Annotated in this window: 22 protein-coding genes; 21 read left to right on the forward strand and 1 reads right to left on the reverse strand. The window is 64.1% G+C overall.

The window, feature by feature from the left end:
• Positions 1 to 48: 48 nt before the first annotated feature.
• The 3 genes from ACVOMB_RS02990 to ACVOMB_RS03000 all read left to right on the forward strand — a co-directional run bounded on the left by ACVOMB_RS02990 (position 49) and on the right by ACVOMB_RS03000 (position 1,847).
• Positions 49 to 459 (forward strand): HU family DNA-binding protein, encoded by a 411-nt coding sequence (locus ACVOMB_RS02990; protein ID WP_481508646.1) that lies wholly within the window; start codon positions 49 to 51, stop codon positions 457 to 459.
• A 209-nt stretch (positions 460 to 668) separates the two neighbouring features.
• Entirely contained in the window at positions 669 to 977 is a 309-nt protein-coding gene (locus ACVOMB_RS02995; RefSeq protein ID WP_481529806.1) for a DUF3861 family protein, read from the forward strand.
• Between the two features lie 285 nt (positions 978 to 1,262).
• Complete coding sequence (locus ACVOMB_RS03000) at positions 1,263 to 1,847, forward strand: YceB family lipoprotein (protein WP_481529807.1); 585 nt, start codon at positions 1,263 to 1,265, stop codon at positions 1,845 to 1,847.
• A 262-nt stretch (positions 1,848 to 2,109) separates the two neighbouring features.
• On the opposite strand, the gene ACVOMB_RS03005 is transcribed toward ACVOMB_RS03000, so the two are convergent.
• Positions 2,110 to 2,577: an SET domain-containing protein gene (locus ACVOMB_RS03005; protein ID WP_303749196.1), complete on the reverse strand. Its 468-nt coding sequence runs from the start codon at positions 2,575 to 2,577 to the stop codon at positions 2,110 to 2,112.
• 451 nt (positions 2,578 to 3,028) lie between these two features.
• On the opposite strand from ACVOMB_RS03005, the gene ACVOMB_RS03010 reads away from it, so the two are divergent.
• The 18 genes from ACVOMB_RS03010 (at position 3,029) to ACVOMB_RS03095 (ending at position 21,507) form a co-directional block, all read left to right on the forward strand.
• Positions 3,029 to 3,475, forward strand: coding sequence for an SUF system Fe-S cluster assembly regulator (locus ACVOMB_RS03010; RefSeq protein WP_057627263.1), 447 nt, complete (start codon positions 3,029 to 3,031; stop codon positions 3,473 to 3,475).
• 19 nt (positions 3,476 to 3,494) lie between these two features.
• A complete protein-coding gene (gene sufB, locus ACVOMB_RS03015) occupies positions 3,495 to 4,970 on the forward strand; it encodes a Fe-S cluster assembly protein SufB (protein ID WP_481529808.1) in 1,476 nt (491 codons plus the stop codon).
• The gene (locus ACVOMB_RS03020) at positions 4,967 to 5,377 is read left to right on the forward strand and encodes a lysozyme inhibitor LprI family protein (RefSeq protein WP_481529809.1); all 411 of its coding nucleotides are present in this window, start codon (positions 4,967 to 4,969) and stop codon (positions 5,375 to 5,377) included. The genes sufB and ACVOMB_RS03020 overlap by 4 nt, the downstream gene beginning before the upstream one ends.
• Positions 5,378 to 5,413: 36 nt before the next feature.
• Entirely contained in the window at positions 5,414 to 6,178 is a 765-nt protein-coding gene (sufC, locus tag ACVOMB_RS03025) for a Fe-S cluster assembly ATPase SufC (protein ID WP_481529810.1), read from the forward strand.
• Entirely contained in the window at positions 6,178 to 7,440 is a 1,263-nt protein-coding gene (gene sufD, locus ACVOMB_RS03030; RefSeq protein WP_481529811.1) for a Fe-S cluster assembly protein SufD, read from the forward strand. Before sufC ends, sufD begins: the two co-directional genes overlap by 1 nt.
• Positions 7,437 to 8,693: a cysteine desulfurase gene (locus ACVOMB_RS03035; protein ID WP_481529812.1), complete on the forward strand. Its 1,257-nt coding sequence runs from the start codon at positions 7,437 to 7,439 to the stop codon at positions 8,691 to 8,693. Before sufD ends, ACVOMB_RS03035 begins: the two co-directional genes overlap by 4 nt.
• A 317-nt stretch (positions 8,694 to 9,010) precedes the next feature.
• Positions 9,011 to 9,529 (forward strand): sigma-70 family RNA polymerase sigma factor, encoded by a 519-nt coding sequence (locus tag ACVOMB_RS03040; protein WP_481529813.1) that lies wholly within the window; start codon positions 9,011 to 9,013, stop codon positions 9,527 to 9,529.
• Positions 9,526 to 10,473, forward strand: a complete 948-nt coding sequence (locus tag ACVOMB_RS03045; RefSeq protein ID WP_481529814.1) for a FecR family protein — start codon at positions 9,526 to 9,528, stop codon at positions 10,471 to 10,473. The genes ACVOMB_RS03040 and ACVOMB_RS03045 overlap by 4 nt, the downstream gene beginning before the upstream one ends.
• A gap of 70 nt (positions 10,474 to 10,543) precedes the next feature.
• Complete coding sequence (locus ACVOMB_RS03050; protein ID WP_481529815.1) at positions 10,544 to 13,249, forward strand: TonB-dependent receptor; 2,706 nt, start codon at positions 10,544 to 10,546, stop codon at positions 13,247 to 13,249.
• A gap of 10 nt (positions 13,250 to 13,259) precedes the next feature.
• A complete protein-coding gene (locus ACVOMB_RS03055; RefSeq protein ID WP_481529816.1) occupies positions 13,260 to 13,853 on the forward strand; it encodes a biliverdin-producing heme oxygenase in 594 nt (197 codons plus the stop codon).
• A gap of 1 nt (position 13,854) precedes the next feature.
• Positions 13,855 to 14,982, forward strand: a complete 1,128-nt coding sequence (locus ACVOMB_RS03060; RefSeq protein WP_481529817.1) for a TonB family protein — start codon at positions 13,855 to 13,857, stop codon at positions 14,980 to 14,982.
• A 229-nt stretch (positions 14,983 to 15,211) separates the two neighbouring features.
• Complete coding sequence (locus ACVOMB_RS03065; protein WP_481529818.1) at positions 15,212 to 15,748, forward strand: GNAT family N-acetyltransferase; 537 nt, start codon at positions 15,212 to 15,214, stop codon at positions 15,746 to 15,748.
• Positions 15,745 to 16,077 (forward strand): non-heme iron oxygenase ferredoxin subunit, encoded by a 333-nt coding sequence (locus ACVOMB_RS03070; protein WP_303749185.1) that lies wholly within the window; start codon positions 15,745 to 15,747, stop codon positions 16,075 to 16,077. The genes ACVOMB_RS03065 and ACVOMB_RS03070 overlap by 4 nt, the downstream gene beginning before the upstream one ends.
• Positions 16,078 to 16,362: 285 nt before the next feature.
• Entirely contained in the window at positions 16,363 to 16,803 is a 441-nt protein-coding gene (locus ACVOMB_RS03075; protein ID WP_481529819.1) for a hypothetical protein, read from the forward strand.
• A 114-nt stretch (positions 16,804 to 16,917) separates the two neighbouring features.
• Positions 16,918 to 19,224: a TonB-dependent receptor gene (locus ACVOMB_RS03080; protein WP_481529820.1), complete on the forward strand. Its 2,307-nt coding sequence runs from the start codon at positions 16,918 to 16,920 to the stop codon at positions 19,222 to 19,224.
• A gap of 142 nt (positions 19,225 to 19,366) precedes the next feature.
• Positions 19,367 to 20,074 carry a tetratricopeptide repeat protein gene (locus ACVOMB_RS03085; protein WP_481529821.1) on the forward strand — a complete coding sequence of 236 codons (708 nt, stop codon included), beginning with the start codon at positions 19,367 to 19,369 and terminating at the stop codon, positions 20,072 to 20,074.
• Between the two features lie 21 nt (positions 20,075 to 20,095).
• Positions 20,096 to 20,773 carry a Fe2+-dependent dioxygenase gene (locus ACVOMB_RS03090; RefSeq protein ID WP_481529822.1) on the forward strand — a complete coding sequence of 226 codons (678 nt, stop codon included), beginning with the start codon at positions 20,096 to 20,098 and terminating at the stop codon, positions 20,771 to 20,773.
• Positions 20,774 to 21,093: 320 nt separating this feature from the next.
• Positions 21,094 to 21,507 carry a hypothetical protein gene (locus ACVOMB_RS03095; protein WP_481529823.1) on the forward strand — a complete coding sequence of 138 codons (414 nt, stop codon included), beginning with the start codon at positions 21,094 to 21,096 and terminating at the stop codon, positions 21,505 to 21,507.
• Positions 21,508 to 21,551: the final 44 nt, after the last annotated feature.

Raw genomic sequence — 21,551 nt, forward strand, 5'->3', positions numbered from 1 at the left:
GACGGGGTCGGCACGACCAACAACCAACCGTTCACGGAACAGGAAATCATGGCAAAGACCGCTAAAAAGGCTGCCCCGAAGAAGGCAGTGAAGAAAGTAGCTACGAAGGCTGCAACCAAGGCTGCCGCAAAGCCGGCCGCACTGAAGCCGATCAAGGAAGCACTGACCAAGTCCGGTCTGGTTGCCCACATCGCTGAAGCCACCTCGGTCGCTGCCAAGGACGTGCGCGCTGTGTTCGCCGCCCTGGAAGGCGCCGTTGCCGCCTCGGTCAACAAGAAGGGCGCTGGTTCCTTCACCCTGCCGGGCCTGCTGAAGATCTCCACCGTGAGCGTTGCTGCCAAGCCGAAGCGCAAGGGCATCAACCCGTTCACCAAGGAAGAGCAGTGGTTTGCCGCCAAGCCGGCCACCACCAAGCTCAAGGTGCGTCCGCTCAAGAAGCTCAAGGACGCTGCGCTGTAATCAGCGCGCCCCTTGGCGAATGAACGGGACGGCTCTGCCGTCCCGTTTTTTTTGCTTCATCGCAACGTGGAAAACGTTCCCATGGGTCGCAGCGTTCCGCCTGTGGCATGGGAAAAACACTGGAACACAGCGTCATGGTCCAACGCCTCGTACCGGCGCCGGAGCGGGCCTATGGTGGCCACTCCCACCGCTTCCCCATGTAGTCCACCATGTCCATCAGCAAGCATCGCTACCGAATCTCCGTCACTCCGATCGAGACCGACGGCCAGCAGTGCAGCGGCCGTTGCTCAATCGAATTTGAACAACGCAGCCAATACAACTGGATGCGCCAGCTGGAATCCGCGCAAGGCCAACGTCGACTGTCCTGCAATGAGGACGCCGGCGTGGTGGTTGTCACCGGCCTGCTGGAGACCCTGGCCGAATCGGCAGCCAAGCCCGACAGCCTGTTGAGCGCGCTGCAACCGGAGCTCGGCCAGTTGCTGCACAAGCTCAAGCAGCTGCAGACTTCGGCGGAGTAAGTCGCTGGCAGCAAGCCGCCCGGCCCTGCAGACCTCCGACATCGTCGCGCGGGAGCGGAAGCCGCTTGCGCAGGCCAAGAGTAATATCGGCTTGCCCGCCTGAGCATCGCGACCGGAAAACAGCACTTCAAGCGCTGATATCGCACCGGTCCGCTTATCCGTCGCAGTGGCGGGGATACCAGCCGGGCAGTGCCTACGCCCGATTGGACCGAGCCCGCTAATTGGCCGTTCACCCGATCCGGTTATCTTGCTAGTCCAACCTGCTGCCATCACCGAGTACACCCGATGAATCTGCGTTCCCTGCTCCTCTCCAGCATCGCCCTGCTCGCCATGGCCGGCAGCGCCCATGCCGCACCGCAGATCAACGGCAAACAGTTGACCGTTGGCGCCGCCGATGTGCAGCAATACTTGGACGGCAGTTTCCCGCGCACCCAGAAGGCACTGGGCGGGCTGCTGGCGCTGACCGTGAGCCAGCCACACCTGACCCTGCCACAGGGCAGCCGCCTGGATCTGGGCTTCAACCTGGCCATGGCCGCTGGCGGCTCGTCGATGCCGGTGGGCGATGTACAGATCAGCAGCGGCCTGCGTTATGACACGCAGACCCAGGGCTTCCACCTGGATCAGCCCACCGTTGATGGCTTCCGCCCCAGTGCTGGTGGTGGTGAGTTGGATTCAAGCACCCGCAGCCTGCTCAACAGTTGGCTGGCCGACTATGCCCGCCGCGAACCGATCTACAGGATCGACCCGGCCATCGCCAAGGTGATGGGCGTACTGCAGGTGAAATCGGTCGGCATCCAGAACGGCCGCATCGCCGTGGACTTCAACCAGAACCTGGGCAGCTTTGTGCCGCAGGGCTTGCTGGGGAACTGAGCGGTCCTGCTGTAGAAACGAAGGAGGCCGCGATTGCGGCCTTTTTCTTTGGTTTGTAGGAGCGGCGTAAGCCGCGAAGCTGACAATGTACAAGCCTCGGAGCGGAGCCTTCCCCCACACAGCCGCCTCGTCATTCATTGACAGCATCTGAGCTGACAGTAGCTTCGCGGCTGACGCCGCTCCCACAAAACGGAGCACCTGAGCTGGCAGTGGCTTCGCGGCTGACGCCGCTCCTACAAAAGCAGGCCGTGCCGCCAGAGACTCAGCGCTTCGGCTGCAGCATCGTGCCGGTGCACTTGGGCGAGCCGCAACGGCATTCCCAGATCTTCTTCAGGCGCGGGGTGTGACGCTCGGCCAGGGTGATGCCGTAGTTGTAGGTCAGCTCTTCGCCGGCCTTGATGTCGCGAATGGCTTCGATGAACACCTTGTCGGCGGTACGGTCGTCACCTTCGGCCTCTTCGATCATCGCCTCGCAGCTCGGATCGCAGCTGTGGTTGATCCAGCGTGCATCATTGCCCTTGTAGTTGGCATCGATGACGTAATCGTCGTTCAGGGTGAACAGGAAGGTGTGGCCGGTTTCCACATCACCCGCATCGTCTGCGTCTACTTCGGCATGGGTACGGCGCTTGCCCTTGTATTCGATGACGCGCTCGCCCTTCTTGATGGCGGCCACGGCGAACACGCCGTTGCCGTGGATGGAGGATTTGCGCGCCTGGATCTTCTTGGGCATTTACATGGCCGGGACTTGAGTGAGGCGGTGATTCTCGCCCATCGCGCAGGACAACCCAAGCGGGGATTGGCATATGACAAATACCCAACACCCATGGGTGCCGCCTCTAGCTCCCTCTCCCCTTGCGGGAGAGGGTTGGGGAGAGGGGTAGCTGTTGGCGCGGGATCAGAACTCACCCATATGCCTGCCTGACTTTTTGGGAAGCAGAAGCAAAGAGCAGCGGCTGCGCCGCCCCCTCTCCTGCCTCCGGCATCCTCTCCCACGAGGGGAGAGGAAACAGCAGCGGCTTCGCCCCCCCCTCTCCCGCCTTCGGCAGCCTCTCCCGCAAGGGGAGAGGAACCAGCTGCAATCCCATGATTGGCCGGGGGTTTCTGCCACCTGAACAGCAAAACTTGGCCCTCCCGGCGAGAAAGCGTACAATTTTGGTCCACATTGATTCCCCACTGCCGCAATGCTCCGCGTCACCAAGCTCACCGATTACGCCACCGTCGTCCTGACCGTGCTTGCCGCACGGCCAGCCGAAGTGCTGAGCGCGACCGATCTGGCTGAAGCCGCCGGACTGGAACCGCCCACCGTCAGCAAGCTGCTCAAGCCGCTGGCCCAGGCCGGTCTGGTTGAAGGCCTGCGCGGTGTCCACGGCGGTTACCGGCTCACCCGCCCGGCCTCCGAGATCACCCTGATCGAGATCCTGGAAGCGATGGAAGGCCCGTTGGCCATCACTGAGTGCAGCCAAGAGCAGAGCCAGTGCGGCCTTGCCGGCCAGTGCGGTGTGCGCTCCAACTGGCGGCTGATCAATGACGTGGTTTCCGATGCCCTGCGCGGCGTCACCCTTGCGCAGATGCTGCACCCCTTACCGCTTGCCGACCGTCGACGCATCAGTGCCGACGTCGTCTCCTGAACAACCGTAGGCAGCCCTGATGGCCACCGAAATCATCGAACCGGTCGACACCGTCGACAGCCCGAACCGTGAAATCCACGAGCAACTGGGTCGTAAATACGACGCAGGCTTCGTCACGCTGATCGAATCCGAGTCGTTCCCCCCGGGTCTGGACGAGGACGTCATCCGCGCGCTCTCAGCCAAGAAGGAAGAGCCCGAGTGGATGACGCAGTGGCGCCTGGACGCTTATCGCCACTTCCTGACCATGCGCCAGCCGGACTGGGCCAAGCTCGAAATCGCGCCGATCGACCTGCAGGCGCTGAGCTACTTCTCCGCGCCCAAGGGCCCGAAGTACCAGTCGCTGGACGAAGTGCCCAAGGAACTGCTGGACACCTACGAGAAGCTCGGCGTGCCGCTGCATGAGCGGGCAAAGCTGGCCGGCGTGGCCGTGGATGCGGTGTTCGACTCGGTCTCGGTCGGGACCACCTTCCGCAAGGAACTGGCAGAAAAGGGCGTGATCTTCTGCTCCATCTCCGAAGCCATCCGCGAATACCCGGAGCTGGTACGCAAGTACCTGGGCTCGGTGGTGCCGGTGGGCGACAACTATTTCGCCGCGCTCAACTCGGCGGTGTTCTCCGACGGCAGCTTCGTGTTCGTGCCGGCCGGCGTGCGCAGCCCGATGGAGCTGAGCACCTATTTCCGCATCAACGCCAGCAACACCGGGCAGTTCGAGCGCACCCTGATCATCTGCGAGGACAAGGCTTATGTCTCGTATCTGGAGGGCTGCACCGCGCCGATGCGCGATGAGAACCAGCTGCACGCCGCGGTGGTCGAGCTGGTGGCGCTGGAAGATGCCGAGATCAAGTATTCGACCGTGCAGAACTGGTACCCGGGCGATGAGAACGGCGTCGGCGGCATCTACAACTTCGTCACCAAGCGTGCCGAATGCCGTGGTGCACGTGCCAAGGTGACCTGGACCCAGGTGGAAACCGGCTCGGCCATCACCTGGAAGTACCCGTCCTGCGTGCTGCTGGGCGATGACTCGGTGGGTGAATTCCACTCGGTGGCGCTGACCCACCATCGTCAGCAGGCCGACACCGGCACCAAGATGATCCACATCGGCAAGCGCACCAAGAGCAAGATCATCTCCAAGGGCATCAGCGCCGGCCGTGGCCAGAACACCTATCGCGGTCTGGTCCGCGTGGACCGCGGCGCCGAAGGCGCACGCAACTACACCCAGTGCGACTCGTTGCTGATCGGCAAGAAGTGTGGCGCCCACACCTTCCCTTATATCGAAGTGAAGAATCCGACCGCGACAGTCGAACACGAGGCCACCACCTCCAAGATCTCCGACGACCAGCTGTTCTATTGCCGCGCCCGCGGCATCGACCAGGAAAACGCGGTGTCGATGATTGTCGACGGCTTCTGCAAGCAGGTCTTCAAGGAACTGCCGATGGAGTTCGCGGTGGAAGCCAAGAAGCTGCTGGAAGTGTCGCTGGAAGGATCGGTCGGATGAGCCGCCTGCCGCTGCTCCTGCTGGCCGTGCTGCCGTTCGCCGCCTCCGCCGCGTCGCCGGGCAAGGCCTGCGACGATGCCCGCACCCAGCTGGATATCAACGAGTGTGCGGCGGCTGAAGCCACCGCAGCCGACGCTGAGCTCAACGCTGTGTACCGACAGGTGATGCAGAAGCTGCAGGGCCAGCAGGTTGCCATCGACAAGCTGCGCGCCGCCCAGCGTCTGTGGATCCCGCTGCGCGATGCCGATATCGAAGCGCGCTACCCGGTGGGCAAGGACGAGAACCCACGCGTCCTGTACGGCTCGATGTACCCGATGCTGTACTCGGCCAACAAGGCCGAACTGACCCGCAAGCGCACCCAATGGCTGCGCGCCACCTTTCTCGATCGCGCCGAAGGCGAGCTCTGATCGCCCCGCACTCTACATATTGAAGAACGTACCCTCATGCTGAAGATCGAAAACCTCCACGCAAGCATCGGCGACAAGGAAATCCTCAAGGGTCTGTCGCTGCAAGTGAAGCCGGGCGAAGTGCACGCCATCATGGGTCCGAACGGCGCCGGCAAGTCCACCCTCGGCAATGTCCTGTCCGGCCGAGACGGCTATGACGTCACCGCCGGCAGCGTGCAGTTCGAAGATGGCAACCTGCTGGAATTGGCCCCGGAAGAGCGCGCCGCTGCCGGCCTGTTCCTAGCCTTCCAGTACCCGGTGGAAATCCCCGGCGTCAACAACACCTACTTCCTGCGCGCCGCGCTCAACGCACAGCGCAAGGCACGCGGCGAAGAAGAACTGGACTCGATGCAGTTCCTCAAGCTGGTCCGGCAGAAGCTGGCCGTGCTGCACCTGAAGGACGAGTTGCTGCACCGTGGCGTCAATGAAGGCTTCTCCGGTGGCGAGAAGAAGCGCAACGAGATCTTCCAGCTGGCCGTGCTTGAGCCGAAGCTGGCGATCCTCGATGAAACCGACTCCGGCCTGGACATCGATGCGCTGAAGAGCGTGGCCGATGGCGTCAACGCGCTGCGTTCGCCGGAGCGTTCGTTCCTGGTCATCACCCACTACCAGCGCCTGCTCGACTACATCAAGCCGGACGTGGTGCATGTGCTGGCCGACGGCCGCATCGTCAAGACCGGTGGCCCGGAACTGGCGCTGGAGCTGGAAGCGCACGGTTATGACTTCCTGAAGGACCGCGTGGTCCGTGAGGCCGCCAAGTAATGAGCGCCCTTCTGGAGTCACTGGCCGGCACCTTCTGCGGCAGCAAGGAGCGCGCTGAGCTGCTTGAAGCCGCGCTCAAGACCGGCCTGCCCGCTGCCCGCAACGAGGCCTGGAAATACACCTCGCTGCGCCAGCTTGAGCGCCGCAGCTTCACCGCTGCACCGCTGCAGGCCCCGGACATCGATACCGCGCTGCTGGCTGACATCCCGTCGCCGCGTCTGGTCTTCGTCAATGGCCGCCACAGCGCTGCGCTGAGCGATCTTTCGACGCTGGATGCAGGCGTGCAGGTGCGTACCTTGTCTGCCGTACAGAGCGAAGAGCCCGAAGCGCTGCGTTTCCTCGGCCGTCGCTTCGAGCGCGCCGAGGAAGTGTTCGCCCAGCTCAATGCTGCACTCGCCGATGAAGGCGTAGTGGTGCAGGTCGCCGACGGCATCGTCAGCGAAACGCCGCTGCATCTGGTGTTCATCAGCGCGGCAGACAGCACCGACCACGCCTGGCATCACCGCCACCTGATCGAGCTGCGCCGTGGCGCCGTGTTCGGCCTGGTCGAGCACCACCTGCAGGCAGGCGACAGCGCGCACCTGGACAACACTCTGGTACACGTACATATCGCCCAGGATGCGGTGTTGTCCCATGCCCGCGTACAGGCCGACAGCGCGCGTGCCACCTCGCTGCTGCGCACCGACGCGGTGCTTGCACGCGATGCACAGTACCGCCGCATCGACCTGGAACTGGGTGCCGCACTGAGCCGTCATGAGCTCAACGTGCGTCTGGAGGGCGACAACGCCAAGCTGACCGCCAATGGCGTGCTGCTCGGCACCGGTCGCCGCCATATCGATACCCGCTTGGGCATCGAACACATCGCCAAGAACACCAGCGCCGAGCTGGTCTGGCGCGGCGTTGCCGCGAACCGCAGCCGCGTGGTGTTCCATGGCGGCATCGGCATTCGCGAAGGTGCCGATGGCACCGACGCCAACCTGTCCAACAAGAACCTGCTGCTGTCGGCCGATGCCGAGATCGATACCCAGCCGACGCTGGTGATCGACGCCGACGAGGTCAAGGCAGCGCACGGCGCCACCGTTGGCCAGCTCGACGCCAACGCGCTGTTCTACCTGCGCTCGCGTGGCGTGCCGGCCGAACAGGCGCGCGCCATGCTCAGCGCAGCGTTCTGCCACGAACCGCTGGCAGCCGTGGAAGGCGTTCTCACCGAAAAGCTGGCCCGCCATTTGGACCAGGCACTGCAACAGGCAGGCATGGCATGAATCTCAGTTCCCCGCGTCCGATCCACCACCCGGCCACCGCCCCCGACTGGGAGCGCGTGCGCGCCGACTTCCCGCTGCTGATGCGCGAAGTCAACGGCAAGCCGCTGGTGTATTTCGACAATGCCAACACTGCGCAGAAGCCGCTGTCGGTGATCGGCGCGGTGGACGAGTTCTACCGCCGTTACAACGCCAACGTCAGCCGTGCGGTGCATGCGCTTGGCACCGAAGCCACCGACGCCTACGAAGGTGCGCGCACCAAGCTGGCGCGCTTCCTCAACGTACGCGGCGATGAGCTGGTGCTGTGCAGCGGCACCACCTTTGCGATCAATCTGGTTGCCTATTCGTGGGCGCTACCGCGTTTGAAGAGCGGCGATGTGATCCTGGTGTCGCGCATGGAGCACCACGCCAACATCGTGCCGTGGCAGCTGGTCGCCCAGCGTACCGGTGCGACCATCCGCGTGGCCGAGATCAAGCCCGATGGCAGCCTTGACCTGGACGCGCTGCATGCAGCGATGACCCCGGAAGTGAAGTTGCTCGCACTCACGCACGTATCCAACGTGCTGGGCACCATCAACCCGGTGCGCGAGATCTGCCGCGAGGCCCGCAAGCGCGGCATCATCACCGTGATTGATGGCTCGCAGGCCGCGCCGCACCTTAGCGTGGATGTGACGGCGATCGGCTGTGACTTCTACGCGGTGACCGGCCACAAGATGTGCGGCCCGACCGGTACCGGCGCGCTGTGGGCACGCCGTGAACATCTGCAGGACATGCCGCCGTTCCTCGGCGGTGGCGAGATGATCAAGGAAGTCAGCTTCGACGGCACCGTGTTCAACGATGCTCCGCACAAGTTCGAAGCCGGCACTCCGAACATCGCCGGTTTCATCGGTCTGGGCGTGGCTGTGGATTACCTGGAAGCACTTGGCCGCGAGCACATCGAAGCGCGCGAACAGGAACTGCTGGCCCACTTCACCGAAGAACTGCAGCGTATTGAAGGCCTGCGCATCTTCGGCACCGCGCCGAACAAGGCTGCGGTGGTGTCGTTCCAGATCGAAGGCGCGCATGCGCACGACCTGGCGACCCTGCTCGACCTGCAGGGCGTTGCCGTGCGTTCCGGCCAGCACTGCGCACACCCGCTGCTGCAGTACTACGGCGTGGCAGCGACTTGCCGCGCCTCGCTGGCGTTCTACAACACGCATGAAGAGATTGAATCCTTCATGGCTGCGCTGAAGAAAGTGCGCAGCCTGCTGGGTTGAGCAGTTCAGCTGTTGTAGGAGCGGCGTAAGCCGCGAAGCCACAAATCCAACAGCACAAAAGCCCCGCCCTCCCCTTGCCTTCGGCAAAGGGAGGGAGCGCATTGCTGGCTTCGGCAGATTCTCGGTACTGCATTCGTTTTGGTTGTGGGAGCGGCGTAAGCCGCGAAGCAGACATGGCCGCAGTGATCACTGATCCCGCAATCCGACAATCTGCCAGCTTCGCGGCTTACGCCGCTCCCACAACCGACCAGAACACCCCCGCTGCACAGCGCCGCTCACACATGCAATAATGCGAACAATTCGCATTTGCATGAACGATGAGCCCTGCGTCGTCTTCCCTCCTCGCCACCTTGTTCCGTGATCACCATCGGTGGTTGCTGGCGCGGCTGTGCCGGCAGATGCGCTGCCGCTGGGATGCCGAAGACATCACCGCCGAGACCTTCAGCCAGGTCGCGGCATCGCGTACGCCGCTGACCAGCATCGATGAACCACGCGCATTCCTGACCACCATTGCCAAGCGCCTGCTGTTCCATCTGCGTCGTCGCCGTGATCTGGAACAGGCTTGGCTGGAGCAGCTGCGGCACAGTCCCGAGGCGTTCTCACCCTCGCCCGAAGAACGTGCGCTACTACTGGAAACAGTGCTTCTGGTCGACCGCAGCATGCAATCGCTGCCGGCACCGGCACGCGCTGCCTTCCTCTACAGCCAGCTCGATGGCATGGGTCACGAGCAGATCGCACAGCAGCTTGGCGTATCGGTACGCACGGTCGGTCGCTATCTGCGCCAGGCATGGACGTGCTGCCTGCAGGATCTGCAGCACTCGGAGACGCTCAAGTGAACGCGCAAACCGCAATGAGTGCCGCCATCGACTGGATGGTGCTGCTGCAGTCCGGCAGCGCCGATGCGGGCAGTCATCAGCAGCTGCAGCGTTGGCTGGATGCCTCTGCCGAGCATCGCAACGCATGGCAGCAGCTGCAGGAAATCCAGGGCCGCTTCCAGCGGCTGCGCGATGTTGCCCAGCGCCATCCAGGCCAGGACCAACAGGCGCGTGAACTGCTGCTGCGCCCGTCGCGGCGTGTCGCACTGCGCTCCTTGGCCGCCTTCGCACTCACCGCTGGCGGTGCAGCGCTGCTGGCCGACCGCAAGTTCCCGCTGCGCGAACTCACTGCTGACCTGCGCACCGCCACCGGGCAACGCAGCCGTTTCGCATTGGATGACGGCAGCACCCTTACGCTGGATGCGCGCAGCGCGATGGATCTGGATTTCGCTGCCAACCAGCGCCAACTATGGCTGCGACGCGGGCGGGCGCTGCTGGACATCGCCGCCGATCCTCGCCCCCTGCTGCTGCACAGCCTGCACACCAAACTCAGCCTGCTTCGCGGCAAGCTCATGGTCGAGCGCTACGAGGCATCCACCCAGGTTGCGGTGCTCAGCGATCACGTACTGATCGAAGACCAGCACGGCCACAGCCAGCGCCTGCTCGCCGGGGAAAGTGCCCGCATCGATGCCAGCGGCATCACCGCACTCGGCAGCAATCCACTGCAGCTGACCGATTGGCTGCAGGGCCAGGTCAGCCTCGACAATGCGCCACTGCTGCAATTGGTGGAGCGTCTGCGCGCTTACCGCAGCGGCTTCCTACGGGTGTCGCCCGAGGCCGCCGCACTGCGCGTACAGGGCGTATTCGCGCTGGACGACAGCGATCGCATCTTGGCCGCCCTGGCCGAAACCCTGCCGCTGCTAATCCGTTCCTATGGCCCGCTCACCCTGATCGAAAAAAGATAGCGTGAGTGTGTCCGGTTTTTCGCCCTCGATACACATCCCTATCCGAAACCCTCTTTCGGAAGCCGTATCGATGTCCGCCTCCCCCCTGCTTCGCCCTTCCTGCCTTGCCCTTGCTTTGTCATTGGCCTGCGCCGCACCACTGGCCCATGCACAGAGCGTCGCTGCCGCCGATGCGGCATTGATCGACTACCAGGTTGCCGCCGGCCCGCTTGGCGCCAGCCTCAACCGCATCGCCGCCAGCGCCGGCCGCACCTTGTCGGTGGATCCAGCACTGCTGCAGGGCAAACAGGCCAAGGCCGTGCGCGGCCAGTACTCGGTCGAACAGGCCGCCGCACAAGCCTTGCAAGGTAGCGGCCTGCAGCTGGCCACCACCGCCAGCGGCGCATTGACCGTGCAGCGCGCGCCGGCCAGTGGCGTGGAACGCATCGGCACGCTGCGGGTGCAGGGTGACCAGGGAAACCGAACCCAGCTCGGCGATGACAGTCGCAATCCGGCTGACACGCCTTACAGCTCGCCGCAGTCCGGCGCGCACCTTTCGTTGCAGCAGATCGAGCGTTCGCGCGGCACCCAGGCAGGCGACATTTTCAAGGGCGTGGCCGGCGTCATCAACGGCGACAACCGCAACTCCGGCGCGCTGGATTTGAACATCCGCGGCATGCAGGGCTTCAACCGCGTGCCGGTGCTGATCGACGGCAGCCAGCAGCAGGTCACCGTCTACCGTGGCTATGCCGGCGTGGCCGGGCGCAGCTACATCGACCCGGACATGATCGGCGGCATCGACATCCAGAAGGGTCCGACCAGCGGTGCCGAAGGCGTCGGCGCGATTGGTGGCGTGGTCAGCATGCGCACCTTGAACGCCGACGACATCATCAGCGGCGACAAGGACTGGGGCATCCGCCTGAAAGGCAGCTTCAGCGACAACTCGTCATCACCTCCGCCGGCTTTCACCACCGGCGGCCTGCGCGATGGCGGCCGTTTCCTCACCGCCTGCGGTGGTGGCCGCACCTGCACCGTGCAGCGGGTACCTACGCAGTTTGCCGATGACACCGGCATGGACCGTCCTTCCACCGGCACCCCGACCGGTGGCAGCGGCAGCATTGCCGCCACCAAACGCTGGGGCCAGTTCGAAGTGCTGGGCGCCTTCGCACGTCGCAAGACCGGCAATTACTTCGCCGGCGAGAATGGCCCGGGCGCGCCCGAGCCGCACTTCGCCACTTCGCGCACCACCGACAGCCGCGGCCGCTGGGTCGAGTACACCACCGTCAGCTTCGAAGGCCTTAACCGCTTCCGTGCTGGCGAAGAAGTGCTCAACACCTCGGTGGACAATCAATCCTGGCTGCTCAAGGGAACCTGGAAGCCCAGCCCCGACCAGGCACTGGAACTGGGCCGCATGAAGTACCAGAGCCGCTACGGCGAGCTGATGCCTTCGGCGATCCTGCGCGGTGAAGGCGCGCTGCAATCGGCGCTCAGCGATGTCGATGCCGATACCTGGACCGCACGTTACCGCTGGCAACCGGCCAACGAACTGATCGATTTCAAGGCCAACGCCTGGCGCACGGCCTTGGACAACACCATCCGCAACGTCTACTCGTTCCCGGCGCTGCCGCCGGAGTACACCTATATCGAGACCACTTACCGCCAGGCCGAGCGCTGGGGCATCGACGCCACCAACACCTCGCGTTTCATCACCGGCTGGGGCGACGTCGCCCTGCAATACGGCTTCACCCACGGCAAGGAAGACGTGCATCCGATCAGCGCCTCGCAGAGCTTCAGCAGCAACAACGCCAAACGCGAGGAAAGCAGCCTGTTCGCCAGCGCCGAGTGGGTGCCGACCGATTGGCTGAAGCTCGATGGCTCGGTACGCCATACCCGCTACAAGAGCTACGACCGCGAAGTCACCCGGGTGCCATCGCAGACCCGGCCCATCACCTATACCGACGTGCATCTGCAGGGCAAGGCCAGCGGCAACACACCGATCGCGGCGATCACCTTCACTCCCTTTGAGGGCATACAGGTCTACGCCCGCTATGCCGAAGCGCTGCGCATGCCCGGCCTGTTCGAGACCAGCTCCGGCCCGGTTCCCAGCATGTTTGCGATGGACCTGCGCCCGGAGCACGCCAAGAACCGCGAGTACGGCATCAACCTGCTGCGCGATGGTCTGTTCACAGAAAGCGATCAAGCACGCCTGAAGCTGGCTTACTTCGACAACCACGTAAAGGATTACCTGACCCGCACCACCGTACAGCTCGAAGGTTGGGTATCGGCACCGGTGATCGAGAATATCGACAACGCCGACTTCAAGGGCTACGAGATCACCGCCGAGTACCGCACCCCGCGCTTTTTCAGTGAACTGTCCGGCAGTTATTACACCCACACCAACTTCTGCCACAGCGACCGTGCCTATCCGACCAAGTCACCGGCCTGCTATCCGGGCGGCGTCACCGACAGCTATGCCAGCAATCACGTCCCGCCACGCGCCGCCGGCGCACTGACGCTGGGCACGCATCAGCTCGACCAGCGGCTGACTGCCGGTGGCCGGGTCAGCTACACCGGCAACCGCCCGACCCTGCCGCGTGCCAGCAACATCATCCCGGTGGTGGATTGGGGCTCCTACGTGCTGGTCGACCTGTTCGCCAACTACCGCATCAACGACCACGTCGCGCTCGACCTGAGCGTGGACAACCTTACCGACCGCTACTACATGGACGCGATGACGCTGGGCCTGATGCCCTCGCCGGGTCGCACCGTGCGCATGGGCTTCACCGTCAACTTCTGAGGAACCGCATATGTCTGCTTCCCCAATGCTGCTGGAAATCAGTCGCAGTCAACGCTTGAAGGCCGCCACCCACGGCACCCATGAGCGGCTGGACCAACGCATCATGCGCGGCGAACCCTTTGCCTCGCTGGACAACTATCGGCGCTTCCTGCGCGTGCAGTACCGCTTCCACCGTGACTTGGCGGTGCTGTACTCGCTGCCAGCGCTGCAGGGCTTGTTGCCGGATCTGGCCGAGCGCCAGCGTCTGCAGGAACTGCAGCAGGATCTGCTCGATCTGGGTGAAGCCCTGCCCGCCGATGATCATGCAGCCCTGAGCCACGACATCGACCCGGACACCGCGCTGGGCTGGCTGTACGTGGTCGAAGGCTCCAACCTGGGCGCTGCGATCCTGTTCAAGCTGGCGGCAAAGATCGGCCTGGATGCCAACCACGGTGCGCGACACCTGGCTGGACACCCGGATGGCCGCGCGCGTCATTGGCGGCGCTTCACCGAGGCGCTGGATGGCGATGCGCTGGACGCCGAGCAGGAGCAGCGCATGGTGGACGGTGCCACGCAGGCGTTCCAGCGCGTGCATGGCTATGTCGAGCAGGCGTTTGCCGACTGAGATGGAAGCAACACTTGCCACCGCACCAACCCCGCCACGGCGTCATCGCGCCGTGCGCGTGGGCTATCTGCTGCTGGGCATGGTGATGGTGGCACTGGGCATCATCGGCGCCTTGCTGCCGGTGATGCCCACCACCATTTTCATGATCCTGGCCGCCGCCTGCTTTGGCCGTTCCTCGCCACGCTTCGAGCGTTGGTTGCTGCAGCATCCGCAGTTCGGCCCGCCGTTGCGGTTGTGGCGCGAACAAGGCGCGATCTCGAAACGTGCCAAAGCCTTTGCCTGCGGCGGCATGGCGCTGGGGTTTGCGATGTTCTGGTACTTCGCGCATCCGTCGCTGCTGTTGTGGCTGGCGGTTGCGATCGGCATGGGCGGCTGCGCACTGTATCTGCTGACCCGGCCGCTGCCGCGCGGCGTAGCCGCGGTGCCGCCCCCGCAATCGGAAGAGCGCGGCATCCGCTCGGTCGCTGCAACCGTGACCGTGTTGCTGCACATTGGAATGTTCGCGCTGTTGCTGTGGAGCCGCGCGCCGAGCATGGATCCGCCGCTGGAGGAGCCCGCCGAACGCACGCAGCTGGTGATGCTGCCACCGCGCGCACCGGAGCAGCCGCTGGAAGAAATCGTCGCGCCAACACCTTCCACTGCGGCCTCGGCGGAGAAACAGAAGCCGGAACCGCCGCGTCCACTGCCGCCGTCACCACCGCGCGCCAATGCCAACTGGGTGGTTCCACCGCCCGCGCCACCACAACCGGTGCAGCAGGCGCTGGCCCCGCAACAACAGGAAGCTTCGATCGCCGCAGCACCGCTGACCCCGCCGCTACCGCCCGGGCCGAGCGCAGCAAACCCCGGCAAGGACAGCTGGGAAGGTCGGGTCATGGCCAAGCTGGAGCGCCATCGCCGCTATCCCAATGCCGCCCGTGCCCGCCGCGAGCAGGGCATCGCACACGTCCGCGTCAGCTTGGCCCGTGATGGCTCGGTGCTGTCCCTGGCCTTGGAACAGACTTCCGGCTCGGCCATGCTCGACCAGGCCGCACTGGATACCTTCCGCCGCGCAACACCATTGCCGGCCGTACCGGAAGCACGCAAAGCGCCGCTGGAGCTGTCGTTCCCGGTGGAGTTCTTCATGCGCTGAAGGCAAGGCAGCCGCTTCACCTGTAGTGGCGTGCCTTGCTGGGCTGGGGTTTCACGGGTAGCGCCTCAGCCGAGCATCGCTCGGCACCACAGAAGCGAAGCCTCTGCTGCATCACCTTGCGAAGAGGCTACCCCTCCCCAGCCCTCCCCTTGCCTGCGACAAAGGGAGGGAGCACCGCCCAAGACACCTCCCATCGTCCGTTCCGGCTCCCAGCGCTAGAATGCAATCCATGAACACGCTGACCTTCCGCAACGCCACCGCCGCCGACATCCCGGCCCTGATCGATCTGGTCACCTCCGCCTACCGTGGCGACGCCTCGCGCGTCGGCTGGACCACCGAAGCCGACATCCTCGATGGCCAACGTATCGACGCCGCCGGCATCCAGGGCGATCTCGACCGCCCACGCAGCGTGATCCTGCTCGCCGAAAAGGACGGCCAGCTGCAGGCCTGCTGCCATGTCGCCGACGATAACGGCCACGGCTACTTCGGCATGTTCTCGGTCAGCCCCACCGCCCAAGGCGGCGGCATCGGCAAGCAGCTGATGCAGCGCGCGGAACAGCATGTCGCCGAGCAGTGGCAGCTGCCCGTCATGCACATGACGGTGATCGACTGCCGCGATGAACTCATCGCCTTCTACGAACGCCGCGGTTACGTGCGTACCGGCATCAAGAAGCCGTTCCCGTATGGCGATGAACGCTTCGGTATCCCCAAGCGCGACGACCTGCAGTTCGAGATCCTGGAAAAGCCGCTCGGGGCCACCGCATGAGCGAGACCTGGACCTTCATCTGCGCCAGCGAAGAGCTGTTGCCAGGCGAAATGAAGACCGGCTTCGATGAAGTCACCGGTTCACCGATCGTCGTGTTCAACCTGGACGGCGAGCTGTACGCGCTGGAAGACCAGTGCACGCATGAGGAGTTTGAACTGTCCTCCGGCACCCTGGACCCTGACGAAGGCAGCATCGAGTGCATCCTGCACGGTGCCCGTTTCGACATCCGCGACGGCCGCGCCCTGTGCGCACCGGCCTATACGGCGGTGCCAAAATTCCCGGTCAAGCGTGAACACGGCGGCATCTGGTCACGCGACGACCGCGACTGATCCTGACCGCTGTCGGGGGAGCTGCGGCAGTGGCTCCCCCTCTGCCAATACCAGCGCAACACGCCAGCCAGCCTCGTTCGCTGCGCCACGGGCAAACCTGACAGCACGGCCATCGGTCGCCCGACCGCCTACATCTTGCATAGCCCCACACCGCCTCCAACCAATGACCCGTACCCATAAAAGGCAAGGCTGTCCTAGGCACATCGGCATTGCAAACGCAAACAATTCTCAATAAGATGCGCATCTATCGCGATAACGCGAAATTAACGGCCCGCGTCTTTCCCCATGCCCTCCCCCTCCACCAAGGCTCAAACGCTGACTGTCGCCACCGTGCGGCGGCGCCTGCCTTGGCTGATGCTGGTGTTCGGCATGTTGCTGGTCTGGGCCATGGCGCTTCATGCCAAGGCCGTGGTTACCGTGCCGGTAGCGATGGAAGGTTTCGACCAGATCCTGGTTTCGCCTGAGCCCGGCCATCCGCAGCAACCGCTGCTGATGACCGCGATAAGCGAATCCGGCGCTGAGACCTCACGCCTCAGCAGGCCGCGCCCTGCACCGATGCTGTCCAGCCCGGTCCTGCTTGCCCCGCTTACCCCCAACCACGTATTTCTGACTGCCGCCAGCGACACGCTGCTGCAGCACGCGGTTGAACGTGCCCAGCGCTATCCGCTGGCACCGTACCTGCTGCTCAATCCCGGCCACGCCCCGCCGCGTACCCACGCCGCCTAAGACCCTGCGCGTCCAGCGCGCGCCGCCTTCGATACCTCCGCTTTCCACTTCTGCCCGCGGTGCCACCGGCCCGCCAGGCCTACCTGTTCCTTTTTCTCCCGGATATACCCGTCCATGACCCATATCAAGACCCGCAAGTACGCTCCGCGCGCCACCATGCTCGCTACCGCCACCCTGGCTGCCGGCTTTTCGCCGCTGACCGCCTTCGCCGCCGAAGGCGATGCCGGCTCGGCCAAGAACAAGGCCACCGATCTGGATCAGGTACAGGTGCGCGGCAGCTGGTTTGCGCCGTCCTCGCCCAAGTTCACCGCTGAACTGCTGGATACGCCGAAGTCGGTGTCCGTGGTCACCGAGAAGACCATCCAGGAAATCGGCGCGACCAACCTGGTCGACGCACTGCGCATGGTCCCGGGCATCACCTTCGGTGCCGGCGAAGGCGGCAACTCCACCGGTGACCGTCCGTTCCTGCGTGGCTTCGACGGCCAGAGCAACATGTTCGTCGATGGCCTGCGCGACGTTGGTACGCAGACCCGCGAAGTGTTCGATCTGGAGCAGCTGGAAGTGGTCAAGGGCCCGAGCTCGGCTTACGGCGGCCGTGATTCCGGCGGCGGCAGCATCAACCTGGTCAGCAAGACCCCGAAGCTGAAGAACGAAACCAGCGCCAGCATGGGCATTGGTACCGACAGCTATGCGCGCGCCACCGTGGACGCCAACTACGTGCTCGGCGATGGCATCGCCGCACGTTTGAACCTGCTCAAGCACGAGTCCGACATCGCCGGCCGTGACGTTGCCAACGTCAGCCGCTGGGGTATCGCGCCGTCGATCGCGTTCGGCCTGAACGGCCCGCTGCAGCTGATCGCCAGCCATTACCACCTGGAAACCGATGACATGCCAGATGCCGGCGGCTTCCCGTATGGCAACCCGGCAACCAAGACCACCACCGGCGCACCGCTGGTTCCGAACCGCAACAACTACTACGGCCTGATTGACCGCGACTTCCAGCGTACCCGCGCCGACATCAGCACCCTGGACGCCAGCTACTCGTTCGGCGAGCACAAGCTGCGCAACATCGCGCGCCTGGGCAACACCAGCAATGACTACCTGTGGACCCAGCCGGACGACAGCAAGAACAACCCGAACCTGTACGGCACCTTGTGGCGTCGTACCAACAACCGCGCGATCGACACCAAGACCTTCGCCGACCAGCTGAGCCTGACCGGCGCCTTCCAGACCGGTGGCCTGAAGCACAGCTACAGCGCCGGTGTTGAATACAGCGAAGAGAAGAGCAGCAAGGGCGGCTACAACATCGGCGGTGCCGGTACCAATAATCCCGTAGCTCCGGCCAGTACTCCTCAAGCCTGCAATCCGGCTTGGGGTACCGGCGCAGCCACCGGCTACAACTGCACCGATTTCTACAACCCGAATCCGAAGGATCCGTGGTCGGCCACCCACCCGGTGACCCGCACCAACAAGGCCCTGGATATCGAGCAGACCACCAAGACCAAGTCGGTGTATGCGTTCGACACCATCGAGCTGAGTGAAAAGTGGCTGGTCAACCTCGGCCTGCGCTGGGACGACTACGACACCGAGCAGGTCACCCCGGTCCTGAACAAAGCACCGACCGTGCTGCGCAACAGCGACGGTTTCCTGAACTACCAGGCTGGCGTGGTATTCAAGCCGACCGCCAATGGCAGCATCTACCTGTCCTACGGCACCTCCTCGACCCCGCCCGGCATGGACAGCGGTGAAGGCAATGACTCGATCAGCGCCGCCATCCAGAATCTGAAGCCGCAGGAAACCAAGAACTACGAGCTGGGCACCAAGTGGGACCTGCTCGACAAGCGCCTGAACCTGACCGCCGCCATCTTCCACACCGAGATGAGCAATGCCCGCGTCGTCATCGACACCGGCACCACCCAGAACGCCGGCAAGAAGGCGATCAATGGCCTTGAGCTGGGCGTCACCGGTCAGATCACCGACAGCTGGAACGTCTCTGCCGGTTACACCTACATGGACTCGGAGCTGAAGGACAACGGCTTTGTCTGCTCGGTCTCCAGCCGCACCGGTTGCCCGGCACCGGGCGTGTGGATCGTCTCACCGAACAACGGCAACATGTTCCCGAACACGCCGAAGCATGCCGCAACCTTGTGGACCACCTATGCACTGCCGTTCGGCCTGACCATCGGTGGCGGTGCCAGCTATGTCGACAAGCAGTACGGCGACACCGCCAACACCAAGTGGATCCCGAGCTACACCCGTTGGGACGCCATGATCGGTTACGCCATCCAGGACAACATCAGCCTGCAGCTGAACGTGCAGAACCTGACCGACAAGCTCTACTTCACCAAGGCCTATGCCTCGCACTTCGCGGGCATCGCCCCGGGTCGCGCAGCTACGCTGGCACTGAACGTCAAGTTCTGATCCATGCATGACCAGCAACGGCGGCAGGTGCAAACCTGCCGCCGTTGTGCTTTTCGCCGCTGCCACAACAGGCGACGGCAATCCCCCGCAATGGCTACCATCAGCGATCAAACGCCGATCAAAACCGGCCACAGGCAAGACGATGCCCAACTCCTTTCCAAGCGATGCCGATGCACTGGCGCAGCAGCTGTTGAATGACCCGCAGGGCACGTTCGCGCAGATCCGCGAGGCTGCGTTGAGTGGCCAGCTGGATGCACAGCTGCTGCTGGCCCAGCTCTACATCGAGGGCAAAGGCGTGGCGCGCGATGAACACGCCGCCCTGCTCTGGTACGAAACTGCCGCCAACAACGGCAGTGCGCTGGCGATGAACATGCTCGGCCGCTGCCATGAGCTGGGCCAGGGCTGTGCGCCTGACGCAACGCTGGCCGCGGTCTGGTATCGCAATGCCGCCGAAGCCGGCCTGGACTGGGGCATGTACAACCATGCCAATCTGCTTGCCACCGGCCGTGGCGTGGCGCAGGACCGGGCCAAGGCGCTGGCGCTGTATACGCAGGCCGCCCACATGGGCCATGCCAAATCGATGAACCTGCTGGCCCGGCATCTGGAAGACGGGCTGGATATCGAACGCGACCCACAAGCGGCACTGGCCTGGTATCAGCGTTCGGCAGAAGCCGGCGACTTCCGTGGCCAGGCCAACCTCGCCTCCATCCTGCTGCAGCAGGGCCAGATCGAGCAGGCCGTGCATTGGCTGCGGCTCGCACTTGCCAACGGCAGCCCGGCGTTCATGGCGCATATCGTGCCGGAACTGGCTGCCTCTCCCCATCCGCAGATCCGCGCACTGGTCGCCTGAGCCAGGCCCCAAGGAACTCCCATGCTGCTGCATATCCCCAACGTACTCAGCCCCGAACAAATCGCCCTGTTCCGCCAGAAACTGGATGCAGCCGACTGGACCGACGGTCGTGAAACCGTGGGTCATCTCGGCACCCACGCCAAGCGCAATGAGCAGCTGCCGGAGAACTCCGCGCTGCGCCGCGAACTTGGTGAGACCGTGCTGCTGGCGCTGGCCAGCAACCCCTCCTTCTTCAGCGCGGCGCTGCCGTTGAAATACCTGCCGCCGCGCTTCAACCGCTACAGCGGCGGCGGCACCTACGGGTTCCATGTCGATGGCTCGGTGATGAACCTGGGCCAGGGCGAACAGCTGCGCTCGGATGTGTCCTGCACCCTGTTCCTGTGCGAGCCGGAAGAATACGAAGGCGGCGAACTGATCATTGCCGACACCTATGGCGAACACGAAGTGAAGCTGCCCGCCGGCGACCTGGTGGTATACCCGTCCAGCAGCCTGCACAAAGTACAGCCGGTGACGCGCGGCGCGCGCCTGGCATCATTCTTCTGGGTGCAGAGCATGGTCCGCGACGAAGCTCACCGGCGGCTGTTGTGGGAAATGGATACCTCCATCCAACAGCTCAGCCAGGATTGCCCACAGCACCCTTCACTGGTCAGCCTGACCGGGATCTATCACAACCTGCTGCGGCAATGGGCGCAGACCTGAGGATCAGGGCCGACACAGCAACGGACTCAGCTGAACGGGCGAACAGAGCCGTAGCGCGAGTAAGCGCAGCGCACCCGGGGCTGTTGGCGAAAGTCTGAAAATCCGTGAGATTCACACTCCCGGAGGAGCTGCGCTTACCGGGTTACAGAACTGCACTTACCCGAGCTACATCAGCTCCCGTAGAGAAGCGCAAGCCGAAAAGGACTTGATAAACGTCAAGTTGGTATCAATTCTCATTTGCAAAAGTTAACGAATCGTATCTACAATGCCGCACCGCGAACGCCGGCCCCTGCCGCCGCGTCCGCAATCCGGGGATACGCATGCAACAACCACAGCGCCAACACGCACAGAACAACGCCGCTTCCGGCGCTGTCAGCCTGCGTCCGCTGGCTTTGTGCATGTTGCTGCTGTTGTCGCTGCTGGCTGCCTTATGCCAGAGCGGCACCCAGTTTTCCCGGCTCGGCCTGGCCCACAACGGCCATGCCTCGGTGCCGGCTGAAGAACGTCAAGGCGGCGAACGCCACCTGGAAGAAGAAAGCCCGGCCAAGCTTCGCCGGGTAGTACAGCTGCGTGCACCGCGCGCAGTCCAGCCCCTGCCCAGCGTCCAGCAGCTGCTGTTTCTAGCGGCCGACTTCAGCCCCATCCGCACGGTCTTCCCTGCATCCGAGCCGGTTATCGGCCATGCACTGGCCAGCCCGCGCCAACAGCGCGGGCAAGCGCCACCGCTGAGCTGAAGCTCCGCACCAAGTCGTTTCCGCTTCACCCCTCTCTTCTTCCC

Source organism: Stenotrophomonas sp. STEN018 (assembly GCF_056760235.1).

Excerpts from the sequence above, each read along its gene's own strand:
- ACVOMB_RS02990 (WP_481508646.1), top strand. The coding sequence starts at position 49 with ATGGCAAAGACCGCTAAAAAGGCTGCCCCGAAGAAGGCAGTGAAGAAA.
- ACVOMB_RS02995 (WP_481529806.1), top strand. The coding sequence starts at position 669 with ATGTCCATCAGCAAGCATCGCTACCGAATCTCCGTCACTCCGATCGAG.
- ACVOMB_RS03000 (WP_481529807.1), top strand. The coding sequence starts at position 1,263 with ATGAATCTGCGTTCCCTGCTCCTCTCCAGCATCGCCCTGCTCGCCATG.
- ACVOMB_RS03005 (WP_303749196.1), bottom strand. The coding sequence starts at position 2,577 with ATGCCCAAGAAGATCCAGGCGCGCAAATCCTCCATCCACGGCAACGGC.
- ACVOMB_RS03010 (WP_057627263.1), top strand. The coding sequence starts at position 3,029 with ATGCTCCGCGTCACCAAGCTCACCGATTACGCCACCGTCGTCCTGACC.
- sufB (WP_481529808.1), top strand. The coding sequence starts at position 3,495 with ATGGCCACCGAAATCATCGAACCGGTCGACACCGTCGACAGCCCGAAC.
- ACVOMB_RS03020 (WP_481529809.1), top strand. The coding sequence starts at position 4,967 with ATGAGCCGCCTGCCGCTGCTCCTGCTGGCCGTGCTGCCGTTCGCCGCC.
- sufC (WP_481529810.1), top strand. The coding sequence starts at position 5,414 with ATGCTGAAGATCGAAAACCTCCACGCAAGCATCGGCGACAAGGAAATC.
- sufD (WP_481529811.1), top strand. The coding sequence starts at position 6,178 with ATGAGCGCCCTTCTGGAGTCACTGGCCGGCACCTTCTGCGGCAGCAAG.
- ACVOMB_RS03035 (WP_481529812.1), top strand. The coding sequence starts at position 7,437 with ATGAATCTCAGTTCCCCGCGTCCGATCCACCACCCGGCCACCGCCCCC.
- ACVOMB_RS03040 (WP_481529813.1), top strand. The coding sequence starts at position 9,011 with ATGAGCCCTGCGTCGTCTTCCCTCCTCGCCACCTTGTTCCGTGATCAC.
- ACVOMB_RS03050 (WP_481529815.1), top strand. The coding sequence starts at position 10,544 with ATGTCCGCCTCCCCCCTGCTTCGCCCTTCCTGCCTTGCCCTTGCTTTG.
- ACVOMB_RS03055 (WP_481529816.1), top strand. The coding sequence starts at position 13,260 with ATGTCTGCTTCCCCAATGCTGCTGGAAATCAGTCGCAGTCAACGCTTG.
- ACVOMB_RS03060 (WP_481529817.1), top strand. The coding sequence starts at position 13,855 with ATGGAAGCAACACTTGCCACCGCACCAACCCCGCCACGGCGTCATCGC.
- ACVOMB_RS03065 (WP_481529818.1), top strand. The coding sequence starts at position 15,212 with ATGAACACGCTGACCTTCCGCAACGCCACCGCCGCCGACATCCCGGCC.
- ACVOMB_RS03070 (WP_303749185.1), top strand. The coding sequence starts at position 15,745 with ATGAGCGAGACCTGGACCTTCATCTGCGCCAGCGAAGAGCTGTTGCCA.
- ACVOMB_RS03075 (WP_481529819.1), top strand. The coding sequence starts at position 16,363 with ATGCCCTCCCCCTCCACCAAGGCTCAAACGCTGACTGTCGCCACCGTG.
- ACVOMB_RS03080 (WP_481529820.1), top strand. The coding sequence starts at position 16,918 with ATGACCCATATCAAGACCCGCAAGTACGCTCCGCGCGCCACCATGCTC.
- ACVOMB_RS03085 (WP_481529821.1), top strand. The coding sequence starts at position 19,367 with ATGCCCAACTCCTTTCCAAGCGATGCCGATGCACTGGCGCAGCAGCTG.
- ACVOMB_RS03090 (WP_481529822.1), top strand. The coding sequence starts at position 20,096 with ATGCTGCTGCATATCCCCAACGTACTCAGCCCCGAACAAATCGCCCTG.
- ACVOMB_RS03095 (WP_481529823.1), top strand. The coding sequence starts at position 21,094 with ATGCAACAACCACAGCGCCAACACGCACAGAACAACGCCGCTTCCGGC.